General features: G+C 65.6%; 27 protein-coding genes and 2 pseudogenes. 15 read left to right on the top strand and 14 right to left on the bottom strand.

What is annotated here, in order from left to right:
• Window positions 1–3 precede the first annotated feature (3 nt).
• A complete protein-coding gene (locus tag AC5Y21_RS14685; RefSeq protein ID WP_499913187.1) occupies window positions 4–540 on the bottom strand; it encodes an alkyl hydroperoxide reductase in 537 nt (178 codons plus the stop codon).
• 13 nt (window positions 541–553) lie between these two features.
• Window positions 554–1,135: a peroxiredoxin gene (locus tag AC5Y21_RS14690; protein WP_499913188.1), complete on the bottom strand. Its 582-nt coding sequence runs from the start codon at window positions 1,133–1,135 to the stop codon at window positions 554–556.
• Window positions 1,136–1,241: 106 nt separating this feature from the next.
• On the opposite strand from AC5Y21_RS14690, the gene AC5Y21_RS14695 reads away from it, so the two are divergent.
• From AC5Y21_RS14695 to AC5Y21_RS14710, 4 genes are all read left to right on the top strand, one after another.
• Entirely contained in the window at window positions 1,242–2,177 is a 936-nt protein-coding gene (locus tag AC5Y21_RS14695) for a hydrogen peroxide-inducible genes activator (RefSeq protein WP_499913189.1), read from the top strand.
• Window positions 2,178–2,212: 35 nt separating this feature from the next.
• Complete coding sequence (locus AC5Y21_RS14700) at window positions 2,213–2,914, top strand: EthD domain-containing protein (protein ID WP_499913190.1); 702 nt, start codon at window positions 2,213–2,215, stop codon at window positions 2,912–2,914.
• A gap of 8 nt (window positions 2,915–2,922) precedes the next feature.
• Window positions 2,923–3,366, top strand: a complete 444-nt coding sequence (locus AC5Y21_RS14705) for a TIGR03618 family F420-dependent PPOX class oxidoreductase (RefSeq protein WP_499913191.1) — start codon at window positions 2,923–2,925, stop codon at window positions 3,364–3,366.
• Between the two features lie 85 nt (window positions 3,367–3,451).
• Window positions 3,452–4,210 (top strand): enoyl-CoA hydratase/isomerase family protein, encoded by a 759-nt coding sequence (locus AC5Y21_RS14710; RefSeq protein ID WP_499913192.1) that lies wholly within the window; start codon window positions 3,452–3,454, stop codon window positions 4,208–4,210.
• 12 nt (window positions 4,211–4,222) lie between these two features.
• Here the strand turns inward: AC5Y21_RS14710 and AC5Y21_RS14715 are convergent, their stop codons facing one another.
• Window positions 4,223–4,402, bottom strand: coding sequence for a (2Fe-2S)-binding protein (locus AC5Y21_RS14715; RefSeq protein WP_499913193.1), 180 nt, complete (start codon window positions 4,400–4,402; stop codon window positions 4,223–4,225).
• A 276-nt stretch (window positions 4,403–4,678) separates the two neighbouring features.
• Here AC5Y21_RS14715 and bfrA point away from each other — a divergent pair, with 276 nt between their 5' ends.
• From bfrA to AC5Y21_RS14750, 7 genes are all read left to right on the top strand, one after another.
• Entirely contained in the window at window positions 4,679–5,158 is a 480-nt protein-coding gene (gene bfrA, locus AC5Y21_RS14720; protein ID WP_067241443.1) for a bacterioferritin BfrA, read from the top strand.
• A 122-nt stretch (window positions 5,159–5,280) separates the two neighbouring features.
• Window positions 5,281–7,410, top strand: a complete 2,130-nt coding sequence (locus AC5Y21_RS14725; protein ID WP_499913194.1) for an MDR family MFS transporter — start codon at window positions 5,281–5,283, stop codon at window positions 7,408–7,410.
• Window positions 7,385–7,879 (top strand): carboxymuconolactone decarboxylase family protein, encoded by a 495-nt coding sequence (locus AC5Y21_RS14730; RefSeq protein WP_499913195.1) that lies wholly within the window; start codon window positions 7,385–7,387, stop codon window positions 7,877–7,879. The genes AC5Y21_RS14725 and AC5Y21_RS14730 overlap by 26 nt, the downstream gene beginning before the upstream one ends.
• Window positions 7,880–7,909: 30 nt before the next feature.
• The gene (locus AC5Y21_RS14735; protein WP_499913196.1) at window positions 7,910–9,262 is read left to right on the top strand and encodes a type I glutamate--ammonia ligase; all 1,353 of its coding nucleotides are present in this window, start codon (window positions 7,910–7,912) and stop codon (window positions 9,260–9,262) included.
• Window positions 9,259–10,368 carry an amidohydrolase family protein gene (locus tag AC5Y21_RS14740; RefSeq protein ID WP_499913197.1) on the top strand — a complete coding sequence of 370 codons (1,110 nt, stop codon included), beginning with the start codon at window positions 9,259–9,261 and terminating at the stop codon, window positions 10,366–10,368. Before AC5Y21_RS14735 ends, AC5Y21_RS14740 begins: the two co-directional genes overlap by 4 nt.
• A gap of 30 nt (window positions 10,369–10,398) precedes the next feature.
• Window positions 10,399–11,232, top strand: coding sequence for a lysophospholipid acyltransferase family protein (locus tag AC5Y21_RS14745; protein WP_499913198.1), 834 nt, complete (start codon window positions 10,399–10,401; stop codon window positions 11,230–11,232).
• Entirely contained in the window at window positions 11,232–11,666 is a 435-nt protein-coding gene (locus tag AC5Y21_RS14750; protein WP_499913199.1) for an SRPBCC family protein, read from the top strand. Before AC5Y21_RS14745 ends, AC5Y21_RS14750 begins: the two co-directional genes overlap by 1 nt.
• 73 nt (window positions 11,667–11,739) lie before the next feature.
• On the opposite strand, the gene AC5Y21_RS14755 is transcribed toward AC5Y21_RS14750, so the two are convergent.
• From AC5Y21_RS14755 to ag85B, 8 genes and pseudogenes are all read right to left on the bottom strand, one after another.
• On the bottom strand, window positions 11,740–13,119 hold the full coding sequence (locus tag AC5Y21_RS14755) for a phenylacetate--CoA ligase family protein (RefSeq protein ID WP_499913200.1): 1,380 nt from the start codon (window positions 13,117–13,119) through the stop codon (window positions 11,740–11,742).
• A gap of 51 nt (window positions 13,120–13,170) precedes the next feature.
• On the bottom strand, window positions 13,171–13,632 hold the full coding sequence (locus tag AC5Y21_RS14760; RefSeq protein WP_499913201.1) for a nuclear transport factor 2 family protein: 462 nt from the start codon (window positions 13,630–13,632) through the stop codon (window positions 13,171–13,173).
• Window positions 13,633–14,302: 670 nt separating this feature from the next.
• Window positions 14,303–15,649: a cytochrome P450 gene (locus AC5Y21_RS14765; protein ID WP_499913202.1), complete on the bottom strand. Its 1,347-nt coding sequence runs from the start codon at window positions 15,647–15,649 to the stop codon at window positions 14,303–14,305.
• A 75-nt stretch (window positions 15,650–15,724) separates the two neighbouring features.
• A pseudogene (locus AC5Y21_RS14770) lies at window positions 15,725–16,148 on the bottom strand (lipoprotein LpqH).
• A 60-nt stretch (window positions 16,149–16,208) separates the two neighbouring features.
• Window positions 16,209–17,057 (bottom strand): SDR family oxidoreductase, encoded by an 849-nt coding sequence (locus AC5Y21_RS14775; protein ID WP_499913203.1) that lies wholly within the window; start codon window positions 17,055–17,057, stop codon window positions 16,209–16,211.
• Between the two features lie 5 nt (window positions 17,058–17,062).
• Window positions 17,063–17,536, bottom strand: coding sequence for an SRPBCC family protein (locus tag AC5Y21_RS14780; protein ID WP_499913261.1), 474 nt, complete (start codon window positions 17,534–17,536; stop codon window positions 17,063–17,065).
• A 47-nt stretch (window positions 17,537–17,583) separates the two neighbouring features.
• On the bottom strand, window positions 17,584–18,003 hold the full coding sequence (rpfC, locus tag AC5Y21_RS14785; protein ID WP_499913204.1) for a resuscitation-promoting factor RpfC: 420 nt from the start codon (window positions 18,001–18,003) through the stop codon (window positions 17,584–17,586).
• Window positions 18,004–18,320: 317 nt separating this feature from the next.
• Window positions 18,321–19,301, bottom strand: a complete 981-nt coding sequence (ag85B, locus tag AC5Y21_RS14790; protein ID WP_499913205.1) for a diacylglycerol acyltransferase/mycolyltransferase Ag85B — start codon at window positions 19,299–19,301, stop codon at window positions 18,321–18,323.
• Between the two features lie 617 nt (window positions 19,302–19,918).
• Here ag85B and AC5Y21_RS14795 point away from each other — a divergent pair.
• Entirely contained in the window at window positions 19,919–21,004 is a 1,086-nt protein-coding gene (locus tag AC5Y21_RS14795; protein ID WP_499913262.1) for a DUF7159 family protein, read from the top strand.
• Between the two features lie 66 nt (window positions 21,005–21,070).
• Here the strand turns inward: AC5Y21_RS14795 and AC5Y21_RS14800 are convergent, their stop codons facing one another.
• The 3 genes and pseudogenes from AC5Y21_RS14800 to AC5Y21_RS14810 all read right to left on the bottom strand — a co-directional run bounded on the left by AC5Y21_RS14800 (window position 21,071) and on the right by AC5Y21_RS14810 (window position 23,931).
• Window positions 21,071–21,622 (bottom strand): YceI family protein, encoded by a 552-nt coding sequence (locus AC5Y21_RS14800; RefSeq protein ID WP_499913206.1) that lies wholly within the window; start codon window positions 21,620–21,622, stop codon window positions 21,071–21,073.
• The gene (locus tag AC5Y21_RS14805; protein ID WP_499913207.1) at window positions 21,619–22,632 is read right to left on the bottom strand and encodes an alcohol dehydrogenase catalytic domain-containing protein; all 1,014 of its coding nucleotides are present in this window, start codon (window positions 22,630–22,632) and stop codon (window positions 21,619–21,621) included. Before AC5Y21_RS14805 ends, AC5Y21_RS14800 begins: the two co-directional genes overlap by 4 nt.
• Window positions 22,633–22,651: 19 nt before the next feature.
• Window positions 22,652–23,931 (bottom strand): annotated as a pseudogene (locus AC5Y21_RS14810) (cytochrome P450).
• A gap of 394 nt (window positions 23,932–24,325) precedes the next feature.
• Between AC5Y21_RS14810 and AC5Y21_RS14815 the strand changes: the two are divergent.
• The 3 genes from AC5Y21_RS14815 to AC5Y21_RS14825 are packed head-to-tail and all read left to right on the top strand — an operon-like array spanning window position 24,326 to window position 25,303.
• Window positions 24,326–24,733 carry a hypothetical protein gene (locus tag AC5Y21_RS14815; protein ID WP_499913208.1) on the top strand — a complete coding sequence of 136 codons (408 nt, stop codon included), beginning with the start codon at window positions 24,326–24,328 and terminating at the stop codon, window positions 24,731–24,733.
• Complete coding sequence (locus AC5Y21_RS14820) at window positions 24,730–25,017, top strand: hypothetical protein (RefSeq protein ID WP_499913209.1); 288 nt, start codon at window positions 24,730–24,732, stop codon at window positions 25,015–25,017. The genes AC5Y21_RS14815 and AC5Y21_RS14820 overlap by 4 nt, the downstream gene beginning before the upstream one ends.
• A 55-nt stretch (window positions 25,018–25,072) precedes the next feature.
• Complete coding sequence (locus AC5Y21_RS14825) at window positions 25,073–25,303, top strand: Rv1893 family protein (RefSeq protein WP_499913210.1); 231 nt, start codon at window positions 25,073–25,075, stop codon at window positions 25,301–25,303.
• The last annotated feature ends 7 nt before the right edge of the window (window positions 25,304–25,310 follow it).

Consider the following 25,310-nt stretch of genomic DNA (forward strand, 5'->3'; position numbering starts at 1 on the left):
GGGTCAGCCGACGGTGGCCAGTGTCTCGGCGGTGGTAATCGCCTGTGCCACACCGGAAACAATGGCAGCGGACTTCAGTGCTTCGAGGATGCCTTCGCGGCTCATGCCCGCTTCACGCAGCGTGTGCTCATGGGCAACCATGCAATGCGAGCAGCCGTTGATCGACGACACCGCAAAGCACCAGAGCTCGAAATTCACCTTGTCCACACCTGGATTGGCGATGACGTTCATCCGCAATCCGGCGCGCAGGTCGTCGTACCGGCCTTCCAGGAAACCACGCCCGCGGTAGAACACGTTGTTCATGCCCATGATGGACGCGGCCGCCAGGGCCGCATGATAGGCCGCACCGGACAAAGTGTCGGCTGCCTCAGCGCCAATCTCGGCCAGTACCTGTGCGTTTCGTGTTGCCGCGGCACTGGCCAGCAGGGTACCCCACAGTTGTTCCTTGGTCAGCTCAGTGCTGCGCGCAATCGAGCCCAGGTTGAGCTTGAGGTCCTTTGCGTACTCAGGCAATGCGGTCTTGAGATTCTCTACTGTCATCTCGCCCTCCCGTTTATGCCGACTTCTTGAGCAGTTCGCCGGCGTCCAGCGTCGGGTCGCCCTTGCGCCAGTTGCAGGCACACAGCTCGTCGGATTGCAGAGCGTCGAGCACCCGCAGCACCTCGTCGACGTTGCGCCCCACGGATCCGGCTGTGGCGGAGACGAATTGGATCTCGTTGTTGGGATCGACGATGAAGGTCACCCGGTCGGCGACACCGTCTGCGTTGAGCACTCCGGCGGCTTGGACGAGTTCGCGCTTGATGTCCGAGAGCATCGGGAAGGGCACCTTCTTGAGGTCTTCATGCTGTGCACGCCACTGGAAGTGGACGAATTCGCTGTCGATCGAAACCCCCAGGATCTGCGCATCACGGTCCTCGAACTCGTCATTGAGCTTACCGAACGCCGCGATCTCGGTCGGGCACACAAAGGTGAAGTCCTTAGGCCAGAAGAACACCACGCGCCACTTACCCGGGTGGTCGTCGCTGGACACCGTGGTGAAGTAGTCGCCGGGTTGCTGCGCGTCTACCTTCGATAGATCGCCGCCGATCAGCGCGGTCAGGCGGTAGGTGGGAAACTGGTCGCCAATTGTCAGCATGGCGCATCCGCTCCTTATCTGGATTCATTCAAGAAAAGTTGTATACCACCATGGTGCCATAACCTACTGTCCGGTAAAGGTGATATGTGCCACTACACTGATCGGTATGTCCGATAAGAGTTTTCAACCGACGCTGGCCGGGCTGCGCGCGTTCGTCGCGGTGGCGGAACGGCGGCATTTCGGTAGTGCGGCAACCACTCTGGGCGTAAGCCAGTCGACCCTGTCGCAGGCGCTGGCCGCACTGGAAGCCGGCCTCGGCATCCAGCTCGTCGAGCGATCGACACGGCGGGTGCGGGTAACGCCGGAAGGTATGCAGCTGCTACCGCAGGCCCAGGCCGTGGTCGAGGCGGTGGAGGCGTTCACTGCCGCCGCCGCGGGTGCAGACGATCCGCTACACGGCAGCATGCGGCTGGGATTGATCCCCACCGTCGCGCCCTACGTGCTGCCAACCGTGTTGGCGGGATTGGCGCAGCGCTTACCCGCACTGGATCTGCGGGTGATCGAAGACCGCACGGAGCGGCTGCTGACCGCATTGCGTGGCGGCGCGTTGGACGCGGCGCTGATCGCGTTGCCCGCGGACGCCCCCGGAATCACCGAGGTTCCGATCTACGAAGAGGATTTCGTACTCGCCGTGCCGCCCGGACATCCGCTGTCCGGCAAGAAGCGGGTGCCGGTGGCGGCGCTGGCGCAGCTCCCGTTGCTGCTGCTGGACGAGGGTCACTGCCTACGGGATCAGGCGCTGGACGTCTGCCGGCAGGGGAGTGTGCGGGTCGAACTCGCCGACACCCGGGCGACGTCGCTGGCGACCGCCGTGCAATGTGTGACCGGCGGATTGGGGGTGACCCTGATCCCGCAAACCGCGGTGCCCGTCGAGGCTGCGCGCAGCCGGCTTGGGCTCACCCGGTTTGCCGCTCCGCGCCCGGGCCGCCGGATCGGCATGGTGTTCCGCTCCTCGAGTGGGCGCGACGAATCCTATCGGCGGCTTGCCCGGATCATCGGGGAGCTGATCGGCGGCGAACACCGTGTGCGCGTAAGCAAATAGCAGGGCCGCGCGGCCGCCGGAGGTAAGTTCCCCCTATGGAAAAGGTAATCGCCGTGCTAAGGAGCGACGGCCCGGACGACGACTGGTGCGCCCGCCAGCGGGGGCCGGTCGCCGACGAGCTGTTGGGCCTGGGCGTGCGCGGGCTGTCCGTCAACGTCCGCGACGACGCCGTGCGCCACTCGCTGATGACGCTGACGACGCTCGACCCGCCTGTGGCCGCGGTGGTGAGCCTGTGGGCCCAGCAGTGCTACGGCGACCAGGTGAGGGCGGCGCTGAACCTGCTGGCCGCCGAGTGCGAACGGCTCAGCGCCTACCTGGTGACCGAGTCGGTCCCGATGCCCGGCCCGGCATCCGAATCCGGCTCGCGCACAACGGGTTTGGCTAATATCGCGCTGCTGCGCCGGCCCGCCGGCATGGACCTGGATACCTGGCTGACCCGCTGGCAGGGCGACCACACCCCGGTAGCCATCGAGACGCAGGCGACCTTCGGCTACACCCAGAACTGGGTGGTGCGGGCCCTGACGCCAGACGCACCTGGAATCGCGGGCATCGTCGAGGAGTTGTTCCCCGCGGAGGCGATCACCGACTTGAAGGCGTTTTTCGGCGCGCACGACGACGATGATCTTCAGCATCGGCTGGGCCGGATGATCGCCAGCACCACTGCATTCGGCGCTAACGAGAACATCGACACGGTGCCGACCAGCCGCTACGTGTTCAAGTCACCATTCGAAAGTTGAGGACGCACATGACAACACTGGGAGACGCGGTGGCGCTGGCGGCCGCGGAAAGCGGCCTGGCGGTGGTGTCCACCGTCCGCGCCGACGGGACCGTGCAAGCGTCGCTGGTCAACGTCGGTTTGCTGCCTCACCCGCAAAGCAGTCAGCCATCGCTGGCCTTCACCACCTACGGCAAGGTCAAGCTTGCGAATCTGCGGGCGCGGCCCCAACTGGCCGTCACCTTCCGCAACGGCTGGCAGTGGGCCACCGTCGAAGGCCGCGCGGAACTGGCCGGCCCGGACGACGCGCAGCCGTGGCTGGCCGGCGATGAGCAGTTGCGGCTGCTGCTGCGCGAGGTGTTCACCGCCGCCGGCGGCACCCACGACAATTGGCCGGAGTACGACCGGGTGATGGTCGAGGAGCGGCGGGCCGTGGTGTTGATCGAGCCGACCCGGGTGTATAGCAACGGCTAGGTAGCGCGAGCAGACGTAAAAGCACCCATTTTCGTGCCGAAATGGGTGCTTTTACGTCTGCTCGCCGGTGATAGGTTGGCAACTCGTGATGCTGCAGATCGACGATCAGAACCGGGTGCGCACCCTCACGCTCAACCGGCCCGAGGCGCTGAACGCCTTCAACGAAGCCCTTTACGACGCCACCGCACAAGCGCTGCTGGATGCCGCCGACGACCCCGACGTCGCCGTGGTACTGCTGACCGGCACCGGGCGCGGCTTCTCCGCCGGCACCGACCTCGCCGAGATGCAGGCACGCATCACCGAGCCGGACTTCACCCCCGGCAAGTACGGCTTCCCCGGTTTGATCGACGCGCTCAGCAAGTTCCCCAAGCCGCTGATCTGCGCGGTGAACGGCGTCGGGGTGGGAATCGGCGCCACCGTTCTCGGCTACGCCGATCTGGCCTTCATGTCGTCGACGGCGCGGCTGAAATGTCCTTTCACCAGCTTGGGAGTCGCGCCCGAAGCGGCCTCGTCGTATCTGTTGCCCCAGCTGGTGGGGCGGCAGAACGCCGCATGGTTGTTGATGTCCTCGGAATGGGTCGACGCTGAAGAGGCGCTGCGGATGGGCCTGGTATGGCGGGTCTGCGAGCCGGAGGAGCTGCTGCCCGAAGCCCGCCGGCACGCCGAAACACTTGCCGCCCGGCCGATTTCGAGCCTGATGGCGGTCAAGCACACGATGGTGGAACCGGTCCGCCCGGAGATCCTCGCTGCGACCGCGCGGGAAAACGCCCACTTTGCCGAGTTGATGGGCACACAGGCCAACGCCGCCGCGCTGGCGGATTTCAACAAAGGCCGCGCTAACTGATCAGATCTAGAGCTAGCCCGCGTGCTCGAGCTGTGCTGCGGCAGCGATGATCGCCCGCAGCGTGCGGCGACAGCGCCCGCAGTCCGCGCCGGCCCCGCAGGCGGTGGCAACGTCTTTGGACGTCGACGCACCGCGCGCTACGCAGTCGGACACCGTCTGGTTGGTGGCCCCGACACACAGGCAGACGTACATCAAAACTCCTGAGCGAAACTGCCGAATGAAACAGACCGCATATTAGTGAAGTCTATCCTAAGTAGGTTAGCGGAGTCTAACCTAAGTAACGACACGTGACCGAACCGTCTCCTGCGCATGACGCGCCGAAGGCGGATAAAAGGCTGCGCCGACCCACTAGCGCTGGACTAGATTGAGATCGGCACGCCGGGTATCTACAGGCCGGCGGGATGGTGCTCCAGCCCAGCCCATCTGCCGCGGTTCGACATCGACAGCCCTCACAGCCAAGGAGTGGTCATGCAAGGTGATCCGGATGTTTTGCGCCTGCTGAACGAGCAATTGACCAGCGAGCTCACCGCTATCAACCAATATTTCCTGCACTCCAAGATGCAAGACAACTGGGGTTTCACCGAGCTGGCGGAACACACTCGCGCGGAGTCCTTCGACGAAATGCGGCACGCGGAGGCGATCACCGATCGCATCTTGTTGCTGGACGGCCTGCCGAACTACCAGCGGATCGGGTCGTTGCGGGTCGGCCAGACATTGCGCGAGCAGTTCGAGGCCGACCTGGCGATCGAATACGACGTACTGAACCGGCTCAAGCCCGGAATCATCATGTGCCGGGAGAAGCAGGACAGCACCAGCGCCACACTGCTGGAGAAGATCGTCGCCGACGAAGAGATCCACGTCGACTACCTGGAGACACAGCTGGAGTTGATGGACAAGCTGGGCGAGGAACTGTACTCGGCGCAATGCGTCTCCCGCCCGCCGAGCTGACCCGCGGCCCAGCGTCGGTGCTGTTCGACGCTCCCGCGCGCGACTAAACGGCCCACCCCCGGTAAGCCGCCGGGCGGCAGCCTGGGTACCCGTTAGCATCGGACGCCGACGGGAAGGCAGGGATGACGGCCCCGAAAGCAACAGCGGTCTCGGTGGCGCAGGCCGCGGACTCAGCCCCCAGCAGCGCGCTGATCAGCCCTCAGCGGCGCAATCTCATCTTCGTGGCGATCGCGCTCGGCATGCTGCTCGCCGCGCTGGATCAGACGATTGTCGCGACGGCGTTGCCGACCATCGTCGCCGACCTCGGCGACGCCGGTCATCAATCCTGGGTGGTCACCAGCTACCTGCTGGCCTCCACGATCGTCACCGTGCTGGTCGGCAAGCTCGGCGACCTTTACGGCCGCAAGCGCGTATTTCAGGCCGCCGTGGTGTGCTTCGTCGTCGGCTCGGTGTCGTGCGGGCTGGCGCAGTCGATGACCATGCTGGTCGGGGCGCGAGCGTTGCAGGGCATCGGCGGCGGCGGGATCACGGTCACCGCCAGCGCGCTGATCGGTGAGGTCGTCCCGCTTCGGGAGCGCGGCCGCTACCAGGGCGTGCTGGGCGCGGTTTTCGGTGTGACGACGGTCATCGGGCCGCTGCTGGGCGGCTACTTCACCGACTACCTGACGTGGCGGTGGGCGTTCTGGGTCAACGTGCCGGTATCGGTGGTGGTCATCATGGTGGCGGCCGCGGCCATTCCGGAGTTGGCGGCGTCCACGAAACCGCGGATCGACTACGCCGGGATCGTGTTCGTCGGGCTGGGCGCCACCGGCCTGACGCTGGCCACCAGCTGGGGCGGCAGCCGCTACCCATGGGGGTCGACGACGATCGTCGGCCTGTTCGTCACGGCCGCGGCGGCACTGTGCGCATTCGTGTGGGCGGAGAACCGCGCAGCCGAACCAATCCTGCCGATCCGGCTGTTCGGCAGTCCGGTGTTCACCGTCTGCTGTGTGCTGGCCTTCGTGGTGGGATTCGCCATGTTGGGCGCAATGACCTTCCTGCCGACCTACATGCAATACGTGGACGGCGTCTCGGCAACCACCTCTGGTCTGCGCACGCTGCCGATGGTGGTCGGCATGCTGATCACCTCGACCGGCAGCGGCACGCTGGTCGGCCGAACCGGCCGCTACAAAATCTTTCCCGTCACCGGCACCGCACTGATGGCCGTCGCGTTCCTGCTGATGTCGCGCATGGACGCGTCGACGTCGGCCCTGGTGCAGTCGCTCTACTTGCTCATCCTGGGTGCCGGCATCGGGTTGTCGATGCAGGTGCTGGTTCTCATCGTGCAGAACACGTCGAATTTCGAAGACCTCGGTGTGGCCACCTCGGGAGTGACGTTCTTTCGCACCATCGGCAGCTCCTTCGGTGCCGCGATATTTGGCACCCTCTTCGTGAACTTTCTCAACCACCGGCTGGGCGCCGCGCTGGCGGCCAGCGGCGCGTCGCCCGATGCGGTCAGTTCGCCTGCGGCGCTGCACCGGCAGCCGCACAACGTGGCCGCACCGATCGTGGCGGCCTACTCCGAGTCGCTCAGCCAGGTGTTCCTCTGCGCGGCCCCGGTCGCTGCGATCGGGTTCGTCCTCGCGCTGTTCCTGCGCGAGGTGCCGCTGCGGGACATCCACAACAGCGCAGTCGACCTCGGCGACGGGTTCGGCATGCCCAACCTCGAGACGCCGGAACGGATGCTGGAGAACGCGATCGCGCGGATGCTGCGAGGGGAACCGGGGGTACGGCTGCGCAGCATCGCCATGCGGCCCGACTGCCGGCTCGACGTCGCCGGGCTCTGGGGCGTCCTGCGCATCTACCGCTTCGGGCAGATGTACGGCACGGCACGGCTCACCGATATCGCCGAGCATCAGCGGCTGCCCTTCGAGGTTTTAGAACCCACCTTTTCCCGGCTGGCTGCCACCGGATACCTGCGACAAGACGGCGACCAGATGTGGCTGACCCGCGCCGGACGCCAGCAGGTGGACTACGTGTACTCGCTGCTGCTGGCCTGGATCGTCGACAAGCTTTCCCGCTCTCCCAGCTTCGAAGGCAGGCCCGACCGCCGCGAGGTCGAAGCCGCCCTGCAGCGCATCGCACATCGTGTTCTGGCCCAACGTGATTGGCACGACGAGACACCGACAGTGACACTGGCCGGCAGCATGCGCCGGCAGCCAGACGGCCCCGGCGTACCATCACGCCATGAGCCGAATCGGACAATTCGCTGACGACGACATTTACAGCTGGGCCACAAAATCCCCGGACCTCGGCGGCGCGATCGCCAACTTCAGTCAGGCGGTCTACACCAAAAACCGGCTGCCGATGCGCACCCGCGAGCTGGCCCGGGCCGTGATCGCCCACGACAACGAATGCGTTGTCTGCGCCAACACCCGCGACGCCGACGGACCGGCCGCCGGCGTTGACGAGGAGCTCTACGAGCACGCGCTGGAGTGGCGCACCTGGCCGGGATACAGCGAACAAGAGCGCCTGGCCGCCGAATTCGCGCATCGCTTCGCCACCGAACACACCAAGCTGCGCGACGACGAGGACTTCTGGAGCCGGGCCAGCAAGCACTTCTCCGAAGAGCTGCTCGCCGACCTCGCGATGTCCTGTGCGCTGTGGGTCGGCATGGGACGCATGCTGCGGACCCTCGACATCGGCCAGACCTGCAAGCTGACCTTGCCCAGCCGCGCCTGAACCAACCCTGTCAAAGACCAAGCCCCACCGATGACCGCTACGCCCCTTGCCGCGGCGGCGATCGCCCAACTCGAGGCCGAGGGCGTCGATACCGTCATCGGCACCGTGGTGAACGCGGCCGGGCTCACACAGGCCAAGGCGGTGCCGATCCGCAGGACGAACACATTCGCCGATCCCGGACTGGGTGCCAGTCCCTCGTGGCACGCCTTCGCCATCGACCAGACCGGCATCGCGCTTACCGACGATGTCGGCGTCGTCGGCGACCAGCGCATCCGCATCGACCTGACGGCGCTGCGGATGATCGGCGGCGGGCTGGCCTGGGCGCCCGGCGCCTTCTTCGAGCAGGACGGCACACCGGTACCGGCCTGCACCCGCGGCACACTGCAGCGGGTTGAGGCCGCGCTCGCCGAAGCCGGCATCGAGGCGGCGGTGGGCCACGAGATCGAGTTCCTGCTCGTCGATCCCGACGGTGAGCGACTGCCCTCGACGCTGTGGGCGCAGTACGGCCTGGCCGGGATACTCGAGCACGAAGACTTCGTCCGCGATGTCAACGTCGCGGCGGCCGCAGCCGGTGTGGGCATCGAGCAGTTCCATCCCGAATACGGAGCCAACCAGTTCGAAATCTCGTTGGCGCCGTTAGCGCCGGTGGCCGCCGCCGATCAACTGATACTGACCCGGCTCATCGTCGGTCGCGCCGCCCGCCGGCACGGTCTGCGAGTCAGCCTGTCGCCGGCACCCTTTGCCGGCAGTGTCGGATCCGGTGCGCACCAACACTTCTCGCTGAGCACGTCGGACGGCCCGCTGTTCTCGGACGGATCCGGCGCGGGCGGCATGACCCCGGCGGGGGAGCGCGCCGTCACGGGGGTGTTGCGCGGGCTGTGGGAGGCGCAGGGCATCCTCTGCGGCTCAATTGTGTCGGGTTTGCGGCTAAGGCCCGGAAACTGGGCAGGCGTCTACGTGTGCTGGGGAATTGAGAACCGTGAGGCCGCAGTGCGATTCGTCAAGGGCGGCCCCGGTAGTCCGTACGGCGGCAACGTCGAAGTGAAGGTCGTCGATCCCTCGGCCAACCCGTACCTCGCGTCGGCGGTGATCCTCGGGCTGGCGCTCGACGGCATCAAGGGCGACTCGGAGCTCCCGCCGGAAACGACGATGGATCCCGCCAAGCTCTCCGATTCCGATCGGGACCACGCCGGCATCCTGCGCCTGCCCGAAGCTCAGGCCGAAGCCATTGCCGCACTCGACAATTCGCAGCTGGTGCGGGGAATACTCGGCGACCCCGCCGTCGACATGGTGATAGCGGTGCGGCGGCTGGAACAGGACCACTATGCCAAGCTGCGCCCCGAGCCGCTGGCGGACAAGTTCCGGATGGCTTGGAGTCTGTGAGCGCGCCGGTGACCGAGCTGGCGCAACACATCGATGCTGTCACCCTGATCGATCAACACGTCCACGGCTGCTGGCTGACGGCGGGGGACCGGCCGCGCTTCGAGAACGCTCTGAACGAGGCCAACACCGAACCGATCGCGGACTCGGGTTTCGACTCACAACTCGGCTTCGCCGTGCGCAACCATTGCAGCCCGCTGCTGGGATTGCCCAGACACGTTGACGCACAAACGTATTGGGACCGCCGCAGTCGGCTCAGCGAAGCCGAGCTGGCCCGCCTGTTTCTGTCGGACGCCGGAGTGACCGACTGGCTGGTGGACACCGGTATCGACGGTGACATAGCCGGTCTACGAGAGGTGGCGCAGCTGTCCGGGGGCCGCGCCCACGAGGTGGTTCGGCTCGAGCAGGTGGCCGAACAGGCCGCGCAGGCGCCGGGCGACTACGCGTCGGCGTTCGCCGAGATACTGCACCGGCGCGCGGCGGGCGCGGTCGGGACCAAGTCCATCCTGGCCTATCGCGGAGGATTCGATGGCGACCTGACCGAGCCGTCCGCGGCGGAGGTGGCCGACGCCGCCAGCCGATGGCGCGATCACGGTGGTGTGCGGTTATCCGATCGGGTACTGCTGCGGTTCGGCTTGCACGAGGCGCTACGGCTGGGCAAGCCGCTGCAGTTCCACGTCGGGTTCGGCGACCGGGACTGCGACCTGCACAAGACCAATCCGCTGTATCTGCTCGACTTTCTTCGGCAGTCTGACGACACCCCGATCGTGTTGCTGCATTGCTATCCCTACGAGCGCGAAGCCGGCTACCTCGCGCAAGCCTTCAACAACGTCTATCTGGACGGCGGGCTGAGCGTGAACTATCTGGGCGCTCGGGCGCCTGCGTTCATCGCCCGGCTGCTGGAGATGGCGCCGTTCCGCAAGCTCGTGTACTCGTCGGACGGGTTCGGCCCCGCTGAACTGCATTACCTCGGTGCAGCATTGTGGCGCAAGGCTATTCACCGCGTTTTGGGGGAATTCGTCGAGGCCGGCGACTGGAGCGAGGCCGACGCGATTCGGGTGGTCGATCTCATTGCCCACGGCAACGCCGCCCGCATCTATCGCGTTTGACGCTGGCCTACTCGGGGTATGAAGGCGGTTATGGGCACCGTGGGGGATGTCTTGGAGTGGACGCGCAAGCAAGTCGTCTCGCGGGTTCCCAAAGCCGACCTCGACCAGCGTGACCCCGACTACATCCGCGACCAGCTGCCGGGCACCTGGTTGCTGGCGTCCCTGTACTTCAGGGCAGACGTGACGGGCTTGGACCGGATCCCCGCCGAGGGGCCGGTGTTGTTGATCGGCAACCACAGCGGCGGCAACGTGCCGCCGGACACGTTCGTATTCACCCTCGCGTTCTGCTCCTACTTCGGCGTGGAGCGGCCCTTCTACCAGTTGGCGCATAACCTCGTGGTCTCCGCGCCGCCGCTAGGCTGGCTGCGCAAGTTCGGCACCGTGGCCGCCAATCACGAAAACGCCCGATTGGCACTCGAGTGCGGCGCGGCGCTACTGGTGTATCCCGGCGGCGACTACGAGGTCTTCCGGCCGTCGTGGGAGCGACATACGGTCGACTTCGGCGGACGCATGGGGTACGTGCGGCTGGCACGTGAGGCCGGGGTGCCGATCGTCCCGGTTGCCAGCGTCGGCGGTCAGGAGAGCGCGTTGTTCCTCAACCGCGGTCAATGGCTGGCCAAGTTGCTGATGGCCGATAAGTTGCTGCGGCTCAAGAGCATTCCGATCTCGCTGGCGCTGCCGTGGGGACTGAACATCAGCGACCTGGCGGGCCACATTCCGCTGCCCACCAAGATCGTGATCGAAGTGCAGGAACCGATCGAAGTCGACGGTGATGACCAGGCGGTGCACGACAAGGTGATGGGCAGCCTGCAGAGCGGGGTCGACCGCTTGGCCGCCCGACGCCGATTCCCGGTGCTCGGCTGATGCGCGTCGAACGCCACTGCGTGATCAACGCCGACCGCGACGCGGTCTGGAAGATAGTCAGCGACCCCGACCGCTACCCGTCGTTCATGACCAGCCTGGAGCGATGGGAGAGCGCCAACGACCAGGCTGCCGGTGTCGGTGCGCGTTACACCGTGCACTGGAAGATCGGGTCGGTGCCGGTTGGCGGCCTGATCGAGTTGGTCGAGTTCGACGAGAACCGCGACATCGCTTGGGTGGGCATCACCGGTATCAGTTTGCGTGGTCGGATCCGGTTGCGTGACGCCGCCGAGGGCCAGACGAAAGCGACCTTCCGGCTGTCGTATCAGGCCCCCGGCGGCATACTCGGCTACATCGCCGATCGGATCGCCGTGCGCCAGGTGGGGCGCAACGTGGCCGAGACGCTGAAATGCCTCAAGGGGCTGGTCGAGGCCTAGCGGGCTTAGCGGGCGAGCAGACGCAAGAGCACCCGAAACCACGGCGTGTCGGGTGATTTTGCGTCTGCTCGTCCTATAGCGGGATGAACCGCCGCAGCTTGCCGCTGGACTGGTGACGCCGCAGACCGTCGACCACCTGGATCTTGACCGCCGGCTCGAGCAGCCCATACCTGCGCAGGGCGGCGAGCAGAGCGGTGGTCAAAGCTTCGAGATCCGGGAGAGCCGACCCACCCACGACCAAAATGTCGGCGCCCGTGGCGGTTTGGGTGACCTGGTATTCGGTCACCCGGGGGTCGGTGCCCAGCACGTGGCGAAACGCAATCGGCGGTACCAGGATTGACCCGTAACGGAAGTCGTCGTCGCGGCGACCGCCGACGGCGGCGATGCGCGCGAAGGAACTGCCGCATGCACAGGCGCCTCCCAACGAGAGCACCTGATCGCCGAGGTCGTAGCGGATGAACGGGAAAGTCTGGTTGGCCAATCCGGTGGCAAGGGTGCGTGCCGCCGGTTGGTCGGGACCGACCGGCATTCCTCCGTCGTCGACGCGTTCGAGGATGACCTCGTCCTCGCATACGTGCAGGCCCTCGCCATGGCCGCAGCCCACCGCCTGCACCCCGATTTCGGTCGAACCCCACACGTTGTGGATCACAGGGTCCCAGGCCTCGACGATGGGGTCGCGGTCCTCGTCGAGCAGCGGTTCGGAGTTGGTGCTCACCCGCCCCGGCCTGATGCGCAGATCACCGGCCAGTGCGGCGCGGGCAAGACGCCCGATCACCGACGGATAGCCCACCATATGGGTCGGTTGTGCGGCGGCGACTGCGGCCAGCACTTCGCCGAATGGTGCCCCCGCGGTGATCACCACCGTCTGCATGCCTTCGATGGTTGGCAGGTCGAACAGCGGTGTGCTGGCATGCGGCGGGGTGCCGGCCTCCAGCACGGCAAGCCGGGCGGGGCCGGAAAGCGCAGGGCTACGGCGTTCTTCGCGCGCCTGCGTCCGCCAGGCCAGGCAGGCCGCCGAGACAAAGGACTGCCAATCCCACACGTACACACCGCGGACCCCGCTGGAGCCGCCCGAGCTGAAGATCTGCTGGTCGGCGGCGGTGTACGAGAACCATTGCTGCTCAACAAGAATTCGTTCCGCACCGGCGCGGTCCAGGTCCGGCGCCGTGACGATGTCATCCCACTGCTGCTGGGCGTCCTGCTTCGTCATCATCGGAAGCGCCGCCAGGTCGGCGACCATGGCGCCGGACGGGTCGAAGTCCTTCAGACGGCGGGCGTGAAATGGCGACCGCTCCCGCGCGTAAGCAAGCAGCGCGCGCAGCCGATGCTGCTGGTAGTCCTCGATTTGTCGGCGTGACCAATCCAGCCGCGTGACGTGGTCCTCCAGACCGGCCTGCACCGCGCTGAGGTGCGCGGCACGCATTCGCTCGTAAGCCGCCCTGGCTTCCTCCATGGCTGCGAGTTTGGCATGTCGCCGGGAGGTCGCGCAGGCACACCTGGCTGGTCAGACCAACCCTGTCGCGTCGAAAACCCAGCTGGTGTCCCCAGTTGCCAGGTTTTCGAAGTGGCTCGGGGGAGCGAAGCCAACGAGCGTATTCATGTCCCAATAGTCTTTCCAGACCGTGATTTTGCCATCCACGACCTTATGCACGGTGGCGAATCTGAGCACACCCTGCTCGCCCGTCTCGAACGTCCAAGTCTCGGAGTGCTCGTACATCACGTCGCTGCCGTTGGACAACAGCACCCCGTCGTGGTTCTCGTAGCCGGCCAGCGGCGCGAGGCCTAGCTGGAGCCGCTTCACGATGTCTTCGGGACCGCGTGCCGCCGCGGCAGGGATCGGCATGTCGACGTAGAGACAGTCCGGCGACAAGAACGTCTTGACCGCGTCCCAATCCCGTCGCGACAACGCCTGCCACATCCCAAGCACCGCCGCGGTCTCGGCCGTATTCGTAGAAACCTCTGTCATAGTCGCCAATAACACCCGGCTGCAGCACAGGTGTCAACGGCTCGGTCGCATACCCGCCGCAGTGACCCAATTGCAGCGCTACCTCGCCGAAGAGGTTGCTGCTGATCACGCCGATGGTCTACTTACCCGGCGTGAAGCGCTGAGAATGCTTGGCCTGCTGGGGTTCACGACAACGGGCGCGGCAGGATTGATCGCGGCGTGCGCCACGCGGCAGGCCGGGCCGCCAGACAGTTCGGTGCCCACGTCCCAACCTCGACCGCATCGCAACGGCTGCATGCGGCGTGGTCCCAGGCGCCCGGTTCCAAGGGCGCAGTGCTGGTCATCCACGAGAACAAGGGCTCAACGACTGGGTACGGTCGGTGGCCGGCCGGCTGGCCGGAGCCGGATTCTCTTCTCTGGCCATCGACCTGCTGTCCGAGAAAGGCGGGACAGGCGCCTTCTCCGACCCGGCTCAGGCCACCGCGGCCTTGGTACGATCGCGCCGGAACAGTTCACCCACGACCTGAACTCTGCTGTCGCGCAACTGAAGCTGCGCGCGCGGGGGAGAAGGTCAGCGTGGTCGGCTTCTGTTTCGGCGGCGGGCTGGTGTGGCAGTTGCTGGCCGACGGTGCGCTAGGAGTGTCGGCCGCGGTCCCGTTCTACGGGCCGCTGCGAGCAGATGCAGAATCGCCTAATTTCGGGCCGAAATGGGCGACTTTGTGTCTGCTCGCGCAGGGGTGCCCAGCGTCACCGGCAGCGACGACCAGCCGCGCAGCACCCGGGTATCCCGCCGGCTTCCCGCGCCCGCGGACCGCACCTCGGGAAAGCGGTCGAACAAGGCCCGCAGCCCGACTTCGCCCTCGGCCCGCGCCAAGGCGGCTCCCAGGCAGAAGTGTCGCCCGCCGGAGAACGCGAGATGCCGCCCGGCGTTGGCGCGTTCGATGTCGAAGCGGTGCGGGTCGGGGAATACCTCGGGATCCCGGTTGGTGGCGCCCAGGTAGATCACCACCAACGCGCCGCGTTCGATGCTCGTGCCGCCCATCTCGACGTCGTTGACGGCCAGACGGGCGGTGAGCTGAACCGGCGAATCCAGCCGCAGGATCTCTTCAACCGCGTTCGGCCACAGCTCCGGACGGTGGCGCAGCGTGTCCAGGTGCTCCGGCATGTCCAGCAGCATGCGGATCCCGTTGCCCAACAGGTTCACCGTCGTTTCGAACCCGGCGGCCAGCACCAGCCCGGCGAGTGCCCGAAGTTCGGTCTCGGTGAGATGCGCATCGGCGGGGCCGTTGTCGGATTGTTGGATCAACTGGCTCATCAAGTCGTCACCGGGGTTGCGCCGCAGTTGCTGCAGGTGCTCGGCGAGCCAGCTGTCGAATCCGGCGATACCCTCCTGGACGCGCTGGTATTGCTGCCACGGCAGGCCGATGTCCAGACTCGGCGCGGCCAGCTCGCCGAACGCCAGGACGCGAGGCCGGTCCGACTCGGGCACGCCGAGGATGTCGCTGATGATGGCGACCGGAAGTTGCGAGCAATACCGGCCGACGATGTCGACGACACCGGAGCCGCCGGACTCATCGGCCAGCTGATCCAAGAGCTTGGCCGCCGTCTGCTCGACTAGGTCGCGCAGGGCCGCGACCGCCCTGGTGGTGAACACTGCCGACACCGTCTTGCGGTAGCGCGTGTGATCGGGGGGCTCGACGGACAGCAACGACGGTCTCCGCAGCGGATGGAGCAGGTCGTCGCGTGTGCGCACCTCCAGCCAGCGCATCGGCGCCGGCAGATTCGATCCGACCGGCATCACCTGGAGGTCGTCGGATCGCAGCAGGTCATGAGCGAGCGTATGGCCTATAGCCAGGTACGTGACGCGGCCCTTCAGCAGCGGGCCCTGCGGCTGCAGTTCGTTGTAGAACGACACCGGGTCGGCGGCGACTTTCGGATCGGAGATCAGCCTGGCCGGCAAGTCACCGCGACGGGCGCCGATTTTCGAAACGCCCCGGAAGAACCCGTGCAGCGCAAGCCAGTGCAGTCTCTGCTTCACGGATCCTCCATCAATCGGCCGGTCGCAGGTTCTTTCAAACAGCCTAGGACGCACCGCACCCGAGGACGGGGGTCCTCAGCAATCGGCGACGATCTTGAAGTCTGTCGTCACGACCTTGTTGGGATTGTTGCTGTTGATGCCATAGGCGCTGCCGGTGATGGTGTACGTGCTCTTGGCGAGGTCGACGTGGGTCTGGCCCACCCCGCCTTCCCAGGCGCTGCCGCTGAAGCCGTCGATGTTCTGAATCTTGACCCACTGCGGGATAGCCCTGTCACCGCTGATCAGCACCACCGCTTCGACTTTGCCGTCGCGGTCGCGGATGTCGATGGTCCGGTACTGCTGGGTCTGACTGCACGCGGGAGGGCGCGTGGCGTGCGTGCTGCCGTCGATGGTCAGACGTGCGGCTTTGCGGGGGACCGTCCTGGGCGTCCGCGCACCCCGCGACGCCAGCGGCGATGACCAAAGCAACGCCGCCCACCTTGACCAACCGGTTCAGCACCAGTCACCTCCATTCCGTCGTGGCGGTCCGCCAGCTCGTCTGCGAAGTGTGCACGAAACTCTACTGCCGTTTCGGCATCTGTCTGGGTAGTTCTTTGCCGATTCGGTTTCTCACCAGTTCCGGGCTGAGGCCCTTGATCCGGTCAATCCAGCGAATGCTGTTGGGCACGTACCAATGCAGCCGAGTCGGGTGGTGGTAGGCCTGCCACGCGGCCTCGGCCACGCTGCTCGCGGGGATCAGCCGGAACATGCCCTTCTTCGGCGCGCTGGCGCGGATGTCCCCGGCGGACATGGTGGTGCCGTGGTCGGAGTGGTTGGGCGTCGAGGTGAGGATGGCGGTGTCGATCAGACCGGGCAGCACGTCGGCAACGCGAACATTGTGTCGCCGCCATTCCAGACTCAGCGCCTCGGTCAGGCCTTTGACGGCATGCTTGGTCGCCGCGTAGACCGCCAGGCGCGGTATTCCGTAGGTACCTGAGGACGACGACGTTGAGAACATCAGGCTGCCGGGTGACTTCTTGAGGTAGGGCAGTGCACCGTAGGCGCCGGTCAGCACGGCCTTGAAGTTGACCTCGACCACGCGCATGGCCTCGTCGTACGGCACGTCCTCGAACCAGCCGCTTGCGCCGATGCCGGCGTTGTTCCACATCATGTCGAGCCCGCCGTCGTCATTGCCGGCACAGAAGTCGGCCAGCGCGGAGTCGAATGCGGCCTTATCGGTCACGTCGACGACACGGGTCCACAGTCCGCCATCCCCCGAGCCCAGTTCCGAGCTCAGCGCCTCAAGTCCGGCCTCGTTGCGGTCCACCGCGCCGACTCGCCAGCCCTTGGCATGGAAGAGCTTGGCTCCCTCGCGGCCCATGCCGCTGCCCGCACCAGTGATGAAGACCGATTTGACGGCGTCCGGCATAGCTTTCAGCCCGCCTCGACTACGTCTTTGATCCGCTGCAGTGTCTTCGTCATATCGCGGACATTGCGCCGCTTCCGCAAAAACCCGCCGAATACCCAATACACGCCATTAAGCGGCGACGGACTCAACCGGAATGACTCGGTCACATCGGTACCGTCACCGGACGGCGCTAATCGGTAATGCCAATTATTCACCGCTCTGTCGCCCAGCAATACCGCAAAGCCGAATTCACGACCGGGTTCGCAGGCGGTCACCTCGCACGTCGTCCAATAGACGGGTCCTATCTCGTTTCGCCGAACATGCCCGCGGAAGCGGGCGCCGAGTGCCGGGCTGGTCGCGTCGCCCAACCACTCGGCCTCTATTACTTCGGGGGAGAACCGTCCAGTGTTACGGACATCGGCGATCAGATCCCAGACCTTGTCTGCGGGCGCCGCCATGTGAACTGTCGCCGAACCTTCCATGGCCTGATCCAAACACAGCTTCGCGCGTGGTCATAGACCTTGGAAGAGCCTGGCGCCGCTACGCGCTAGTGGGGCACCGCCGCCTGAATGATCTGGTTGATGATCGACGTCACACCACGCCCGGGTTTCGACCACACCGCTGTCGGAAGGCCAGATGCAGTGCCGCACTTCGGCCATGCGTCCAGTCCCTGGTCAGCCACCACCCGGTTGGCCACCGCGATTTGCTGTTCCCTGGACGCGGCCGCCGGGTTGCCGACGCCGCCGTATTCGGCCCAGGTCGCCGGCTTGAACTGGAGGCCGCCGTACATGCCGTTTCCGGTGTTGGCGTGCCAGTTGCCGCCCGACTCGCACTGCGCGACCGCGTCCCAGTTAGGGGTCGGGGCGGCGTTGGCGACACCGGTGGACAGAGTCATCGACACTGCAACTAACCCGCCGAATACGGCAGACCTCATGAGAGACGTGCAGATCTTTGTCATGTCAAGCATTTCGGCGGATGTGTCTAAAGCGTTACCGATCCGAATAGCCCGCGAGATAGCACATCTATCGCACAGAGATTGGCAGGTCAGGGGTCAAAGTAATGCAGGTATACCCGCGCAAATCGTGTCTAAGAATGGATGAGAATCCGTTAAGAGAATTTGTTGACAATGGCTCAGGTTGGCGAGTCTGTAATCGCCACCAGCCCGCTGACCCACGGCCGTGGTGAGCGCCTGCCGCGACTCACCGCAGCGCATCAGACCCCCGAGACGCCTACTGCGCCTGACGGATTGCCGTCAGGCGCAGTAGGGCGTTGTTCCGGTGCTACTTATCCGTGAGCGCCCAGCGCGCCCTGCAGGTCGGGCTTCATCGCGTTGAGCTGTGCTCCCCAGTACTCCCAGCTGTGCGTGCCGTCGGCCTGGAAGTTGAACACGGCGTTGTGGCCGCCGGCCGCGTTGTAAGCGTCCTGGAACTTCAGGTTGCTGCTGCGCACGAAGTTCTCCAGGAACTCAGCCGGCATGTTGGCGCCACCCAGCTCCGACGGCTTGCCGTTACCGCAGTAGATCCACAGGCGGGTGTTGTTACCGACCAGCTTCGGGATCTGAATGGTCGGGTCGTTGCGCTGCCAAGCCGGGTCGCTTGAGGGTCCCCACATGTCCGAGGCCTTGTAGCCGCCGGCGTCACCCATCGCCAGGCCGATCAGTGTCGGACCCATGCCCTGCGACGGGTCCATCAGCGCCGACAGCGAACCGGCGTAGATGAACTGGTCCGGGTGGTAGGCGGCCAGGATCAGGGCCGACGAGCCGGCCATGGAGAGGCCGACCGCGGCGCTGCCGGTTGACTTGACGCTCTTGTTGGCCGACAGGTACTGCGGCAGCTCGCTGGTCAGGAACGTTTCCCACTTGTAGGTCTGGCAGCCGGCCTTGCCGCAGGCCTGGTTGTACCAGTCGCTGTAGAAGCTGGACTGTCCGCCGACCGGCATGACGATCGACAGGCCCGACTGGTAGTACCACTCAAATGCCGGAGTGTTGATGTCCCAGCCGTTGTAGTCGTCCTGTGCGCGCAGACCGTCGAGCAGGTACACGGCGGGGGAACCGTTACCACCGCTCTGGAACTGGACCTTGATGTTGCGGCCCATGGCCGCCGACGGCACCTGCAGGTACTCGACGGGCAGACCTGGCCGTGAGAACGCGCCCGCGGTCGGTGCTCCGCCGGCAAGACTGATCAGGCCCGGCAGCGTCACAGCTGCCGCCGCGCCGACCAAAAGCCGGCGCCCCCAGGCCCGGATCTTCTCGCTCACATCTGTCATACCTGCGCCCCTTATCCTTCTGTCGTCGCGCTTTCCCGGCAAAATTTACCGTGCGAATCGCCCGAATGTCGATCTGGATGCGAAGCGATCTCAGTTTTGTATCGAATACTGCCTCGAATACAGCAACTGTGATATACGTGCGGCAAAGCCCACCGCTGCGCATCCATGGCAGTTATGTAACCACACCACCAGCTAAAACAGCGGTAACACACGCCGGTAACCGGAGACGCTGAGCGCGTCCGGCGCACTGTGCAAAGCCAAGCTAATCAAATGCTGCGCCCGTTTTTCGACAAGTCACCCTGTGGGGCGCAATGCGTCGGTCCGCGGCCCGCGGTGCGGACGCCTTCTACTTTGCGGGAGACAGTGCGACAGTCCCGTCAAAATTGGCGCGCCGGGCGTCGGCAAGCGCATGGGGGAGCGCAGCCGCCGCAAGGGTCCGCCACCCGGGCGGCCGAGCTTGCGTCGACCGCGTAGGCTCTGACCGAGCAAGCCGATGGAGACCACGCTGTCCCGGCCCATTCCGGCTCTCAGGACCCACCGCACGGCGAGATCGATGGTGCGCGGCGGTAGGGCCGCTGGGGGCATCGAAGGCCCGCGGATGATTGAGGATGCAGATTTTGGACGCGGTACTAGGGCTGTCAGTGACGCCGACAACCGTTGGGTGGGTCCTCGCTGAGGGACACGGCGCCGACGGCACCATCCTGGACCATCGAGAGTTGAAACTGCGGGGCGCGGGCGTGCGCGCCGTCGGTACCGCAGAGCAGGTGACAAAGGAAGTTCTGCGCGTCAATGCGGCCGCGGCCTCCAGCGATCACCGCCTTCGCGTCATTGGCGTGACCTGGAACGACGATGCTTCCGCCCAGGCCGCGCTGCTGCTGGAATCCTTGACGGACGCCGGTTTCGACAACGTCGTGCCGATCCGGATGCTCGAGGCCGTCGAGACGCTGGCGCAGGCGATTGCCCCGGTCGTCGGCTATGAGCAGACCGCGGTGTGCATTCTCGAACATGACTGGGCAACCGTCGTCATGGTCGACACCCACGACGGCCAGACCCAAACGGCCGTGAAGCATGTGCGCGGCGGCTTGGACGGGCTGACGTCCTGGTTGTCCGGCATGTTCGATCGCAGCGCCTGGCGCCCCGCCGGAGTGGTGGTGGTCGGCTCCGACGGCGATATCGACGCGTTTTCCCGGCAACTCGAAAAGGCTTTGCCGGTACCCGTTTTCGGGCAAACCATGGCGCAGGTGACCATCGCGCGAGGCGCGGCGCTGGCGGCGGCACAAAGCACCGAGTTCACCGACGAGCAGCTGGTGGGCGACGTCAGTGAACCCGTCACCGCCTCAATTCGGTCGCGGAAGCTCTCCTACACCGGAGCGGCGACCGCGCTGGCCGCCGGAGCGGTTACCTTCGTCGCGTCGCTTTCGCTCGCCGTGGGTCTGCAGCTGGCTCCCAACCAGCAACCCGAACCGTCAAGACGCACGTCGCCCCCACAAGTAGCGGAAGCCGTCACACCGGCGGTGCCACCGCCACCAGCGGCCGAACCCCAGGCCTCTCGGCCCACGCCGCCGCTGCGCCTTGCCTCCGACCAACCGGCTATGGAACCGGGCGCCGGTGCTCCGAACGGTCTGCCACCTTCCTCGAGGAGGGTGCTCGAGCACATACCCGGCGCGTACGACGAGTCGACGGAGCACCCACCGCGGCCATAAGCCATAGCAGTTCGTGGCGATCGCGAGCGCGGCGGCGCCGGGCGAAGCGGGTCGCCACCATCAGCTCTAGTTCCCTTTTGGGTGCACCGCGCTGAAGGCCACCGTCACCTCGTCGGCGACCTGCATCGAACCCAGCAGCATCGAATACGGCTTGACGCCGAAATCGGACTGCCGAACCGTGGATTCGGTGGACATCCGCCACGAATCACCGAGATCCTCTGTGCGCAGCTCGATTGTCTGCTCTCGCGACTTCGCCCGGATCTGCAGAATCCCGGTAAGCCGGTATCCGTCGGATGTCTTGTCGATCCTGTCCGCTTGGAAGCGGATTTGCGGATAGCGCTTGGCGCCCAACGACTTCAACGCGTTCGTCTTCACCACGGCCTGCTCCGGACCGGACAGTCCTTTTATCCCGCCTTCGCCGCGGAGTACGGCCAACGAATCGACCTCGACACTCAGCTCGACCGCGACGGGTTCGGCGTCGTTCCAGTGCACGGTGGCCTGCCACCGTTTCATCGCGATGACGAGGCGATGACCCATTCGCGCGGCTCGGCCGGAAACGCCTGTGCGTATTGATAATTCACCCCCGGCTGCGTCGAGGGTCCACACCGTGTCGGTCACATGGTCAGGATGGTGCGGTAGTGCGACCGTCCCTGCTCCATCGCCGCGTAGCCGTCGGCGGCCTGCGACAACGGCAGCTCTTCGACCCATGCCCGTACGCCGGACAGGACGGCGAAATGCATTGTCTCTTCGACGTCTTTGGCCGTGCCGGACGGATGGCCGACAATGCTGAGCCCGGGATTTATCAACTGCACGGGACTGATCGGTAGCGGGTCAGGCGTCACACCGATGGTGATCAGTTCGCCTCGTGGGAGTAACCCACCGACCGTGTCAGCCATGGCCGCGGAGTTGCCGGCAGTGGCCAAGACAACTGCGGCGCCGCCCAGCACCCGCAGCGCTTCGGCAACATCACCGCTGGTGGAGTCGATGTAGTGATGGGCGCCCAGCTTCCGGGCATCCTCGGCTTTGGCGGTGCCGCGGGCGATCGCAATGGTCTCGAATCCCATGGCGCGGGCGAACTGGACCCCGAGGTGGCCGAGCCCGCCGACACCGAGAACCGCGACCCGGTCACCGGGCAATGCCTTGGTGTGGCGCAGCGCGTTGTAGGTCGTGACACCGGCGCAGCCCATCGGTGCGGCTTCGACATCGGAGAGCCCGGAAGGTATGCGGGCCAGCGCACTGACCGGCACCGTGACCGATTCCGCGTACCCGCCCGGATAGTGCCAGCTCGGGATCTTCCCGTTCGCGCAGTGGATGAAAATGCCTTTGCGGCAAGGGTCGCAATGGTAGCAGCAGCCGCCGAACCAACCGACAGCGACGCGATCGCCGACCGCGAATTCATCGACGCCCGCGCCGAGTTCGGCTATCGTGCCGGCGATTTCATGGCCGGGGGTCAGTGGCCACGACATACCGGGGAAGCCGCCGTTGACGAAGTGGCGATCGGTGCCGCATACGCCGCAGGCTGCGACGGTGAGACGTACCTCGTCCCGGCCCGGTGGTGTCGTCTCGACATCGACGAGTTCCAGGGATGCGCCAGCGGACTGTACGTGGACAGCCTTATGCATGGACATGCGCTTCCCCCCGTGTCAGTTAATGCGCGACAGGGCATTGCGCTTTTGGCGCAGCCCCATGGCGTGGTAGTCGACCTGCCAGTGCTTGATGCCGTTGAGCCATCCCGATCGTAGCCGCTCGGGCTTGCTGATCGGTTCCAGATCGGGCATGGCGTCGGCGATCGCGTTGAACATCAGATCGATCGTCATCCGCGCCAGGTTGGCACCGATGCAGTAGTGCGCTCCGGTACCGCCGAATCCTACGTGCGGGTTGGGGTCGCGAAGAATGTTGAAGGTGAACGGGTCGTCGAACACGTCCTCGTCGAAATTGGCTGAGCGGTAGACCATTACCACCCGCTGGCCCTTCTTGATCTGCACGCCGGACAACTCGTAGTCCTGCAGCGCGGTGCGCTGGAACGACGTGACCGGCGTGGCCCAGCGGACGATCTCGTCGGCGGTGGTGACCGGGCGCTCCCGCTTGTACAGCTCCCATTGGTCGGGGAAGTCGGTGAACGCCATCATCCCTTGGGTGATCGAGTTTCGGGTGGTCTCGTTGCCGGCCACCGCGAGCAGAATGACGAAGAATCCGAACTCGTCATCGGAGAGCTTGTGGCCGTCGACGTCCGCCTCGATCAGCTTGGTGACGATGTCCTCGCCGGGGTTGACGGCCCGGTCGGCGGCGAGCTGCATGGCATAGGTGATCAGTTCGACCGAGGCGCCCATCGCGTCGTTTCTCTCGAACTCGGGATCCTGGTCGCCGACCATCTGGTTGGACCAGTGAAACAGCTTCATCCGGTCCTCCTGCGGCACCCCCAGCAGCCCGGCGATGGCTTGCAGCGGCAGCTCGCAGGAAACCTGTTCGACGAAGTCACCGGAACCTTCGGCGGCCGCGGCCGCGACGATCTGTCGAGCGCGTTCGTTGAGGTCGTCGCGCAGCCGCTCTACGGCTCGCGGGGTGAAGCCGCGGGAGATGATCTTGCGCAGGTGGGTGTGCAGTGGCGCATCCTGGTTCAGCAGGACGAACTTGCTCGACTCGAGTTGCTCGCGGACGGTGCCCTCTTTGTAGCGGGGCAGGGCGGTCTTCTCCAGGCTGGAGAAGATGTCGCTGCGGCGCGAAATCTCCTTGACGTCCTTGTGCTTGGACACCACCCAGAATCCGCCGTCGTGGAACCCGCCGACACCGATTGGCTGCTCGTTCCACCAGATCGGCGCGGACCGGCGCAGCTCCGCCAATTCCTCAACCGGCAGCCGCTCCTTGTGGATGTCCGGGTCGGTGAAATCGAAGCCGGGAGGCAGATTGGGTGCTGGCTGGGATGACATAGGGGAGCACTTCCTCTGATACGTATCGATACGATGTCTTCTAGTCGTGTTCTAGAGCCAAATAAACCACTGCCACACCAGGTTGGGAAGACTAACGCAGGATGTCCGGCGCCCACTGCAACGTGTTCACCGCCCAGGCAACCGCTTAAGGAACCATGATTCAGCGGAAGCGAGTGTTCCCCGGCGACGGTCAGGCCCGCCCGCTCGAGCTGGTTTCCACGACGACGACCGGGACCGGCGTCCTCATCTGCACCACCGGCCCGCGGGTCGCTGAGCCGCCAAACCTGGCGGACTCCGCAAAACGATCTTGTGGCGCCCGACACAATCGTTATGCTTTGGTGCAGGTCACCGGCGGTACTTTGGGGGCCCGGAAGACGAACACCAAAGGTGGGACATGATTCGCGAACTATTTGCCGCCGCGGCGATCACGGGTGCCACGATCGGAGTGGCGCCATGCGCGGTCGCCGACAACGGGCGGTACGAAGGCGACGTGCCGGGAATGAACTACGACGCTTCGCTGGGCGCGCCGTGTGACAACTACGAACGCTTCATCTTCGGCCGCGGGCCCAGCGGCCAGGCCGAGGCCTGCCATTTCCCGCCGCAGAATCAGTTCCCGGCGCCCACCACGGGGTATTGGGTGATTTCCTACCCGCTGTACGGGGTCCAGCAGGCCGGTGCGAAGTGCCCGGGCCCGCAAGCTGCGGCGCAGTCGCAGGCCGGGCTTCCGATGCTCTGCCTCGGAGCTCAAGGCTGGCAAGAAGGATGGTTCACCGGCGCAGGGTTCTTCCCGCCGGAGCCATGACCGGCCAGCCGGCCACCTCACCGGTCCCGCGGTGGTTGCGGTTCGTGATGGCATCGGATCGTGCCGGATCGGCGTGCTACGTCGGCGCGGGCTTCTTCTTCGCGCCGGTGCTCGCCCTCCTGTCGCCGTGGCCGTCGGTCACCACGGTGCTCTGGTGGGTCATTGCGCTCGCCGGCTTGTGGCTCGGCCTGCTGGGGATCGCGATGGCCGCCGGGCTGGCCCGGGTTTTGCGATCCGGCGCCGAGATACCCGAGGATTACTGGCGCACGCTGGTCGACTACTGACAGGTCTAGAGTCATATCCACGTGTACTGAATTCGGGCAACCATAGGAGTCTCCGATGGCCATCAATCCCAGAGATGCAGTCGACGCGGTCCGGGACGTCGCTACCCATGCCGTCGAAAAGGCTTCGGACATAGTCGATAACGCCAGCCACGTGATCCGCGGTGACGTTGCCGGCGGCGTCAGCGGTATCGTCCGCGACTCGATCGATATCGCCACTTATGCGGCGGAAACGGCGATGGACGTCATCAAAGGCCGCAAGGACGAAGACGACCTAGACCTCGACTAATTCAAAG

The sequence above is a fragment of the Mycobacterium sp. NGS41 genome (assembly GCF_059812725.1).

What these genes read in the sequence shown, in the direction of transcription:
- AC5Y21_RS14775 (WP_499913203.1), bottom strand. Translation starts at nt 17,057, where the DNA reads ATGCCGGACGCCGTCAAATCGGTCTTCATCACTGGTGCGGGCAGCGGC.
- AC5Y21_RS14690 (WP_499913188.1), bottom strand. Translation starts at nt 1,135, where the DNA reads ATGCTGACAATTGGCGACCAGTTTCCCACCTACCGCCTGACCGCGCTG.
- AC5Y21_RS14695 (WP_499913189.1), top strand. Translation starts at nt 1,242, where the DNA reads ATGTCCGATAAGAGTTTTCAACCGACGCTGGCCGGGCTGCGCGCGTTC.
- AC5Y21_RS14705 (WP_499913191.1), top strand. Translation starts at nt 2,923, where the DNA reads ATGACAACACTGGGAGACGCGGTGGCGCTGGCGGCCGCGGAAAGCGGC.
- AC5Y21_RS14820 (WP_499913209.1), top strand. Translation starts at nt 24,730, where the DNA reads ATGACCGGCCAGCCGGCCACCTCACCGGTCCCGCGGTGGTTGCGGTTC.
- AC5Y21_RS14805 (WP_499913207.1), bottom strand. Translation starts at nt 22,632, where the DNA reads ATGTCCATGCATAAGGCTGTCCACGTACAGTCCGCTGGCGCATCCCTG.
- AC5Y21_RS14700 (WP_499913190.1), top strand. Translation starts at nt 2,213, where the DNA reads ATGGAAAAGGTAATCGCCGTGCTAAGGAGCGACGGCCCGGACGACGAC.
- AC5Y21_RS14760 (WP_499913201.1), bottom strand. Translation starts at nt 13,632, where the DNA reads ATGACAGAGGTTTCTACGAATACGGCCGAGACCGCGGCGGTGCTTGGG.
- AC5Y21_RS14735 (WP_499913196.1), top strand. Translation starts at nt 7,910, where the DNA reads ATGACCGCTACGCCCCTTGCCGCGGCGGCGATCGCCCAACTCGAGGCC.
- AC5Y21_RS14745 (WP_499913198.1), top strand. Translation starts at nt 10,399, where the DNA reads ATGGGCACCGTGGGGGATGTCTTGGAGTGGACGCGCAAGCAAGTCGTC.
- AC5Y21_RS14755 (WP_499913200.1), bottom strand. Translation starts at nt 13,119, where the DNA reads ATGGAGGAAGCCAGGGCGGCTTACGAGCGAATGCGTGCCGCGCACCTC.
- AC5Y21_RS14685 (WP_499913187.1), bottom strand. Translation starts at nt 540, where the DNA reads ATGACAGTAGAGAATCTCAAGACCGCATTGCCTGAGTACGCAAAGGAC.
- AC5Y21_RS14815 (WP_499913208.1), top strand. Translation starts at nt 24,326, where the DNA reads ATGATTCGCGAACTATTTGCCGCCGCGGCGATCACGGGTGCCACGATC.
- AC5Y21_RS14825 (WP_499913210.1), top strand. Translation starts at nt 25,073, where the DNA reads ATGGCCATCAATCCCAGAGATGCAGTCGACGCGGTCCGGGACGTCGCT.
- rpfC (WP_499913204.1), bottom strand. Translation starts at nt 18,003, where the DNA reads ATGCTTGACATGACAAAGATCTGCACGTCTCTCATGAGGTCTGCCGTA.
- AC5Y21_RS14750 (WP_499913199.1), top strand. Translation starts at nt 11,232, where the DNA reads ATGCGCGTCGAACGCCACTGCGTGATCAACGCCGACCGCGACGCGGTC.
- ag85B (WP_499913205.1), bottom strand. Translation starts at nt 19,301, where the DNA reads ATGACAGATGTGAGCGAGAAGATCCGGGCCTGGGGGCGCCGGCTTTTG.
- bfrA (WP_067241443.1), top strand. Translation starts at nt 4,679, where the DNA reads ATGCAAGGTGATCCGGATGTTTTGCGCCTGCTGAACGAGCAATTGACC.
- AC5Y21_RS14725 (WP_499913194.1), top strand. Translation starts at nt 5,281, where the DNA reads ATGACGGCCCCGAAAGCAACAGCGGTCTCGGTGGCGCAGGCCGCGGAC.
- AC5Y21_RS14715 (WP_499913193.1), bottom strand. Translation starts at nt 4,402, where the DNA reads ATGTACGTCTGCCTGTGTGTCGGGGCCACCAACCAGACGGTGTCCGAC.
- AC5Y21_RS14730 (WP_499913195.1), top strand. Translation starts at nt 7,385, where the DNA reads ATGAGCCGAATCGGACAATTCGCTGACGACGACATTTACAGCTGGGCC.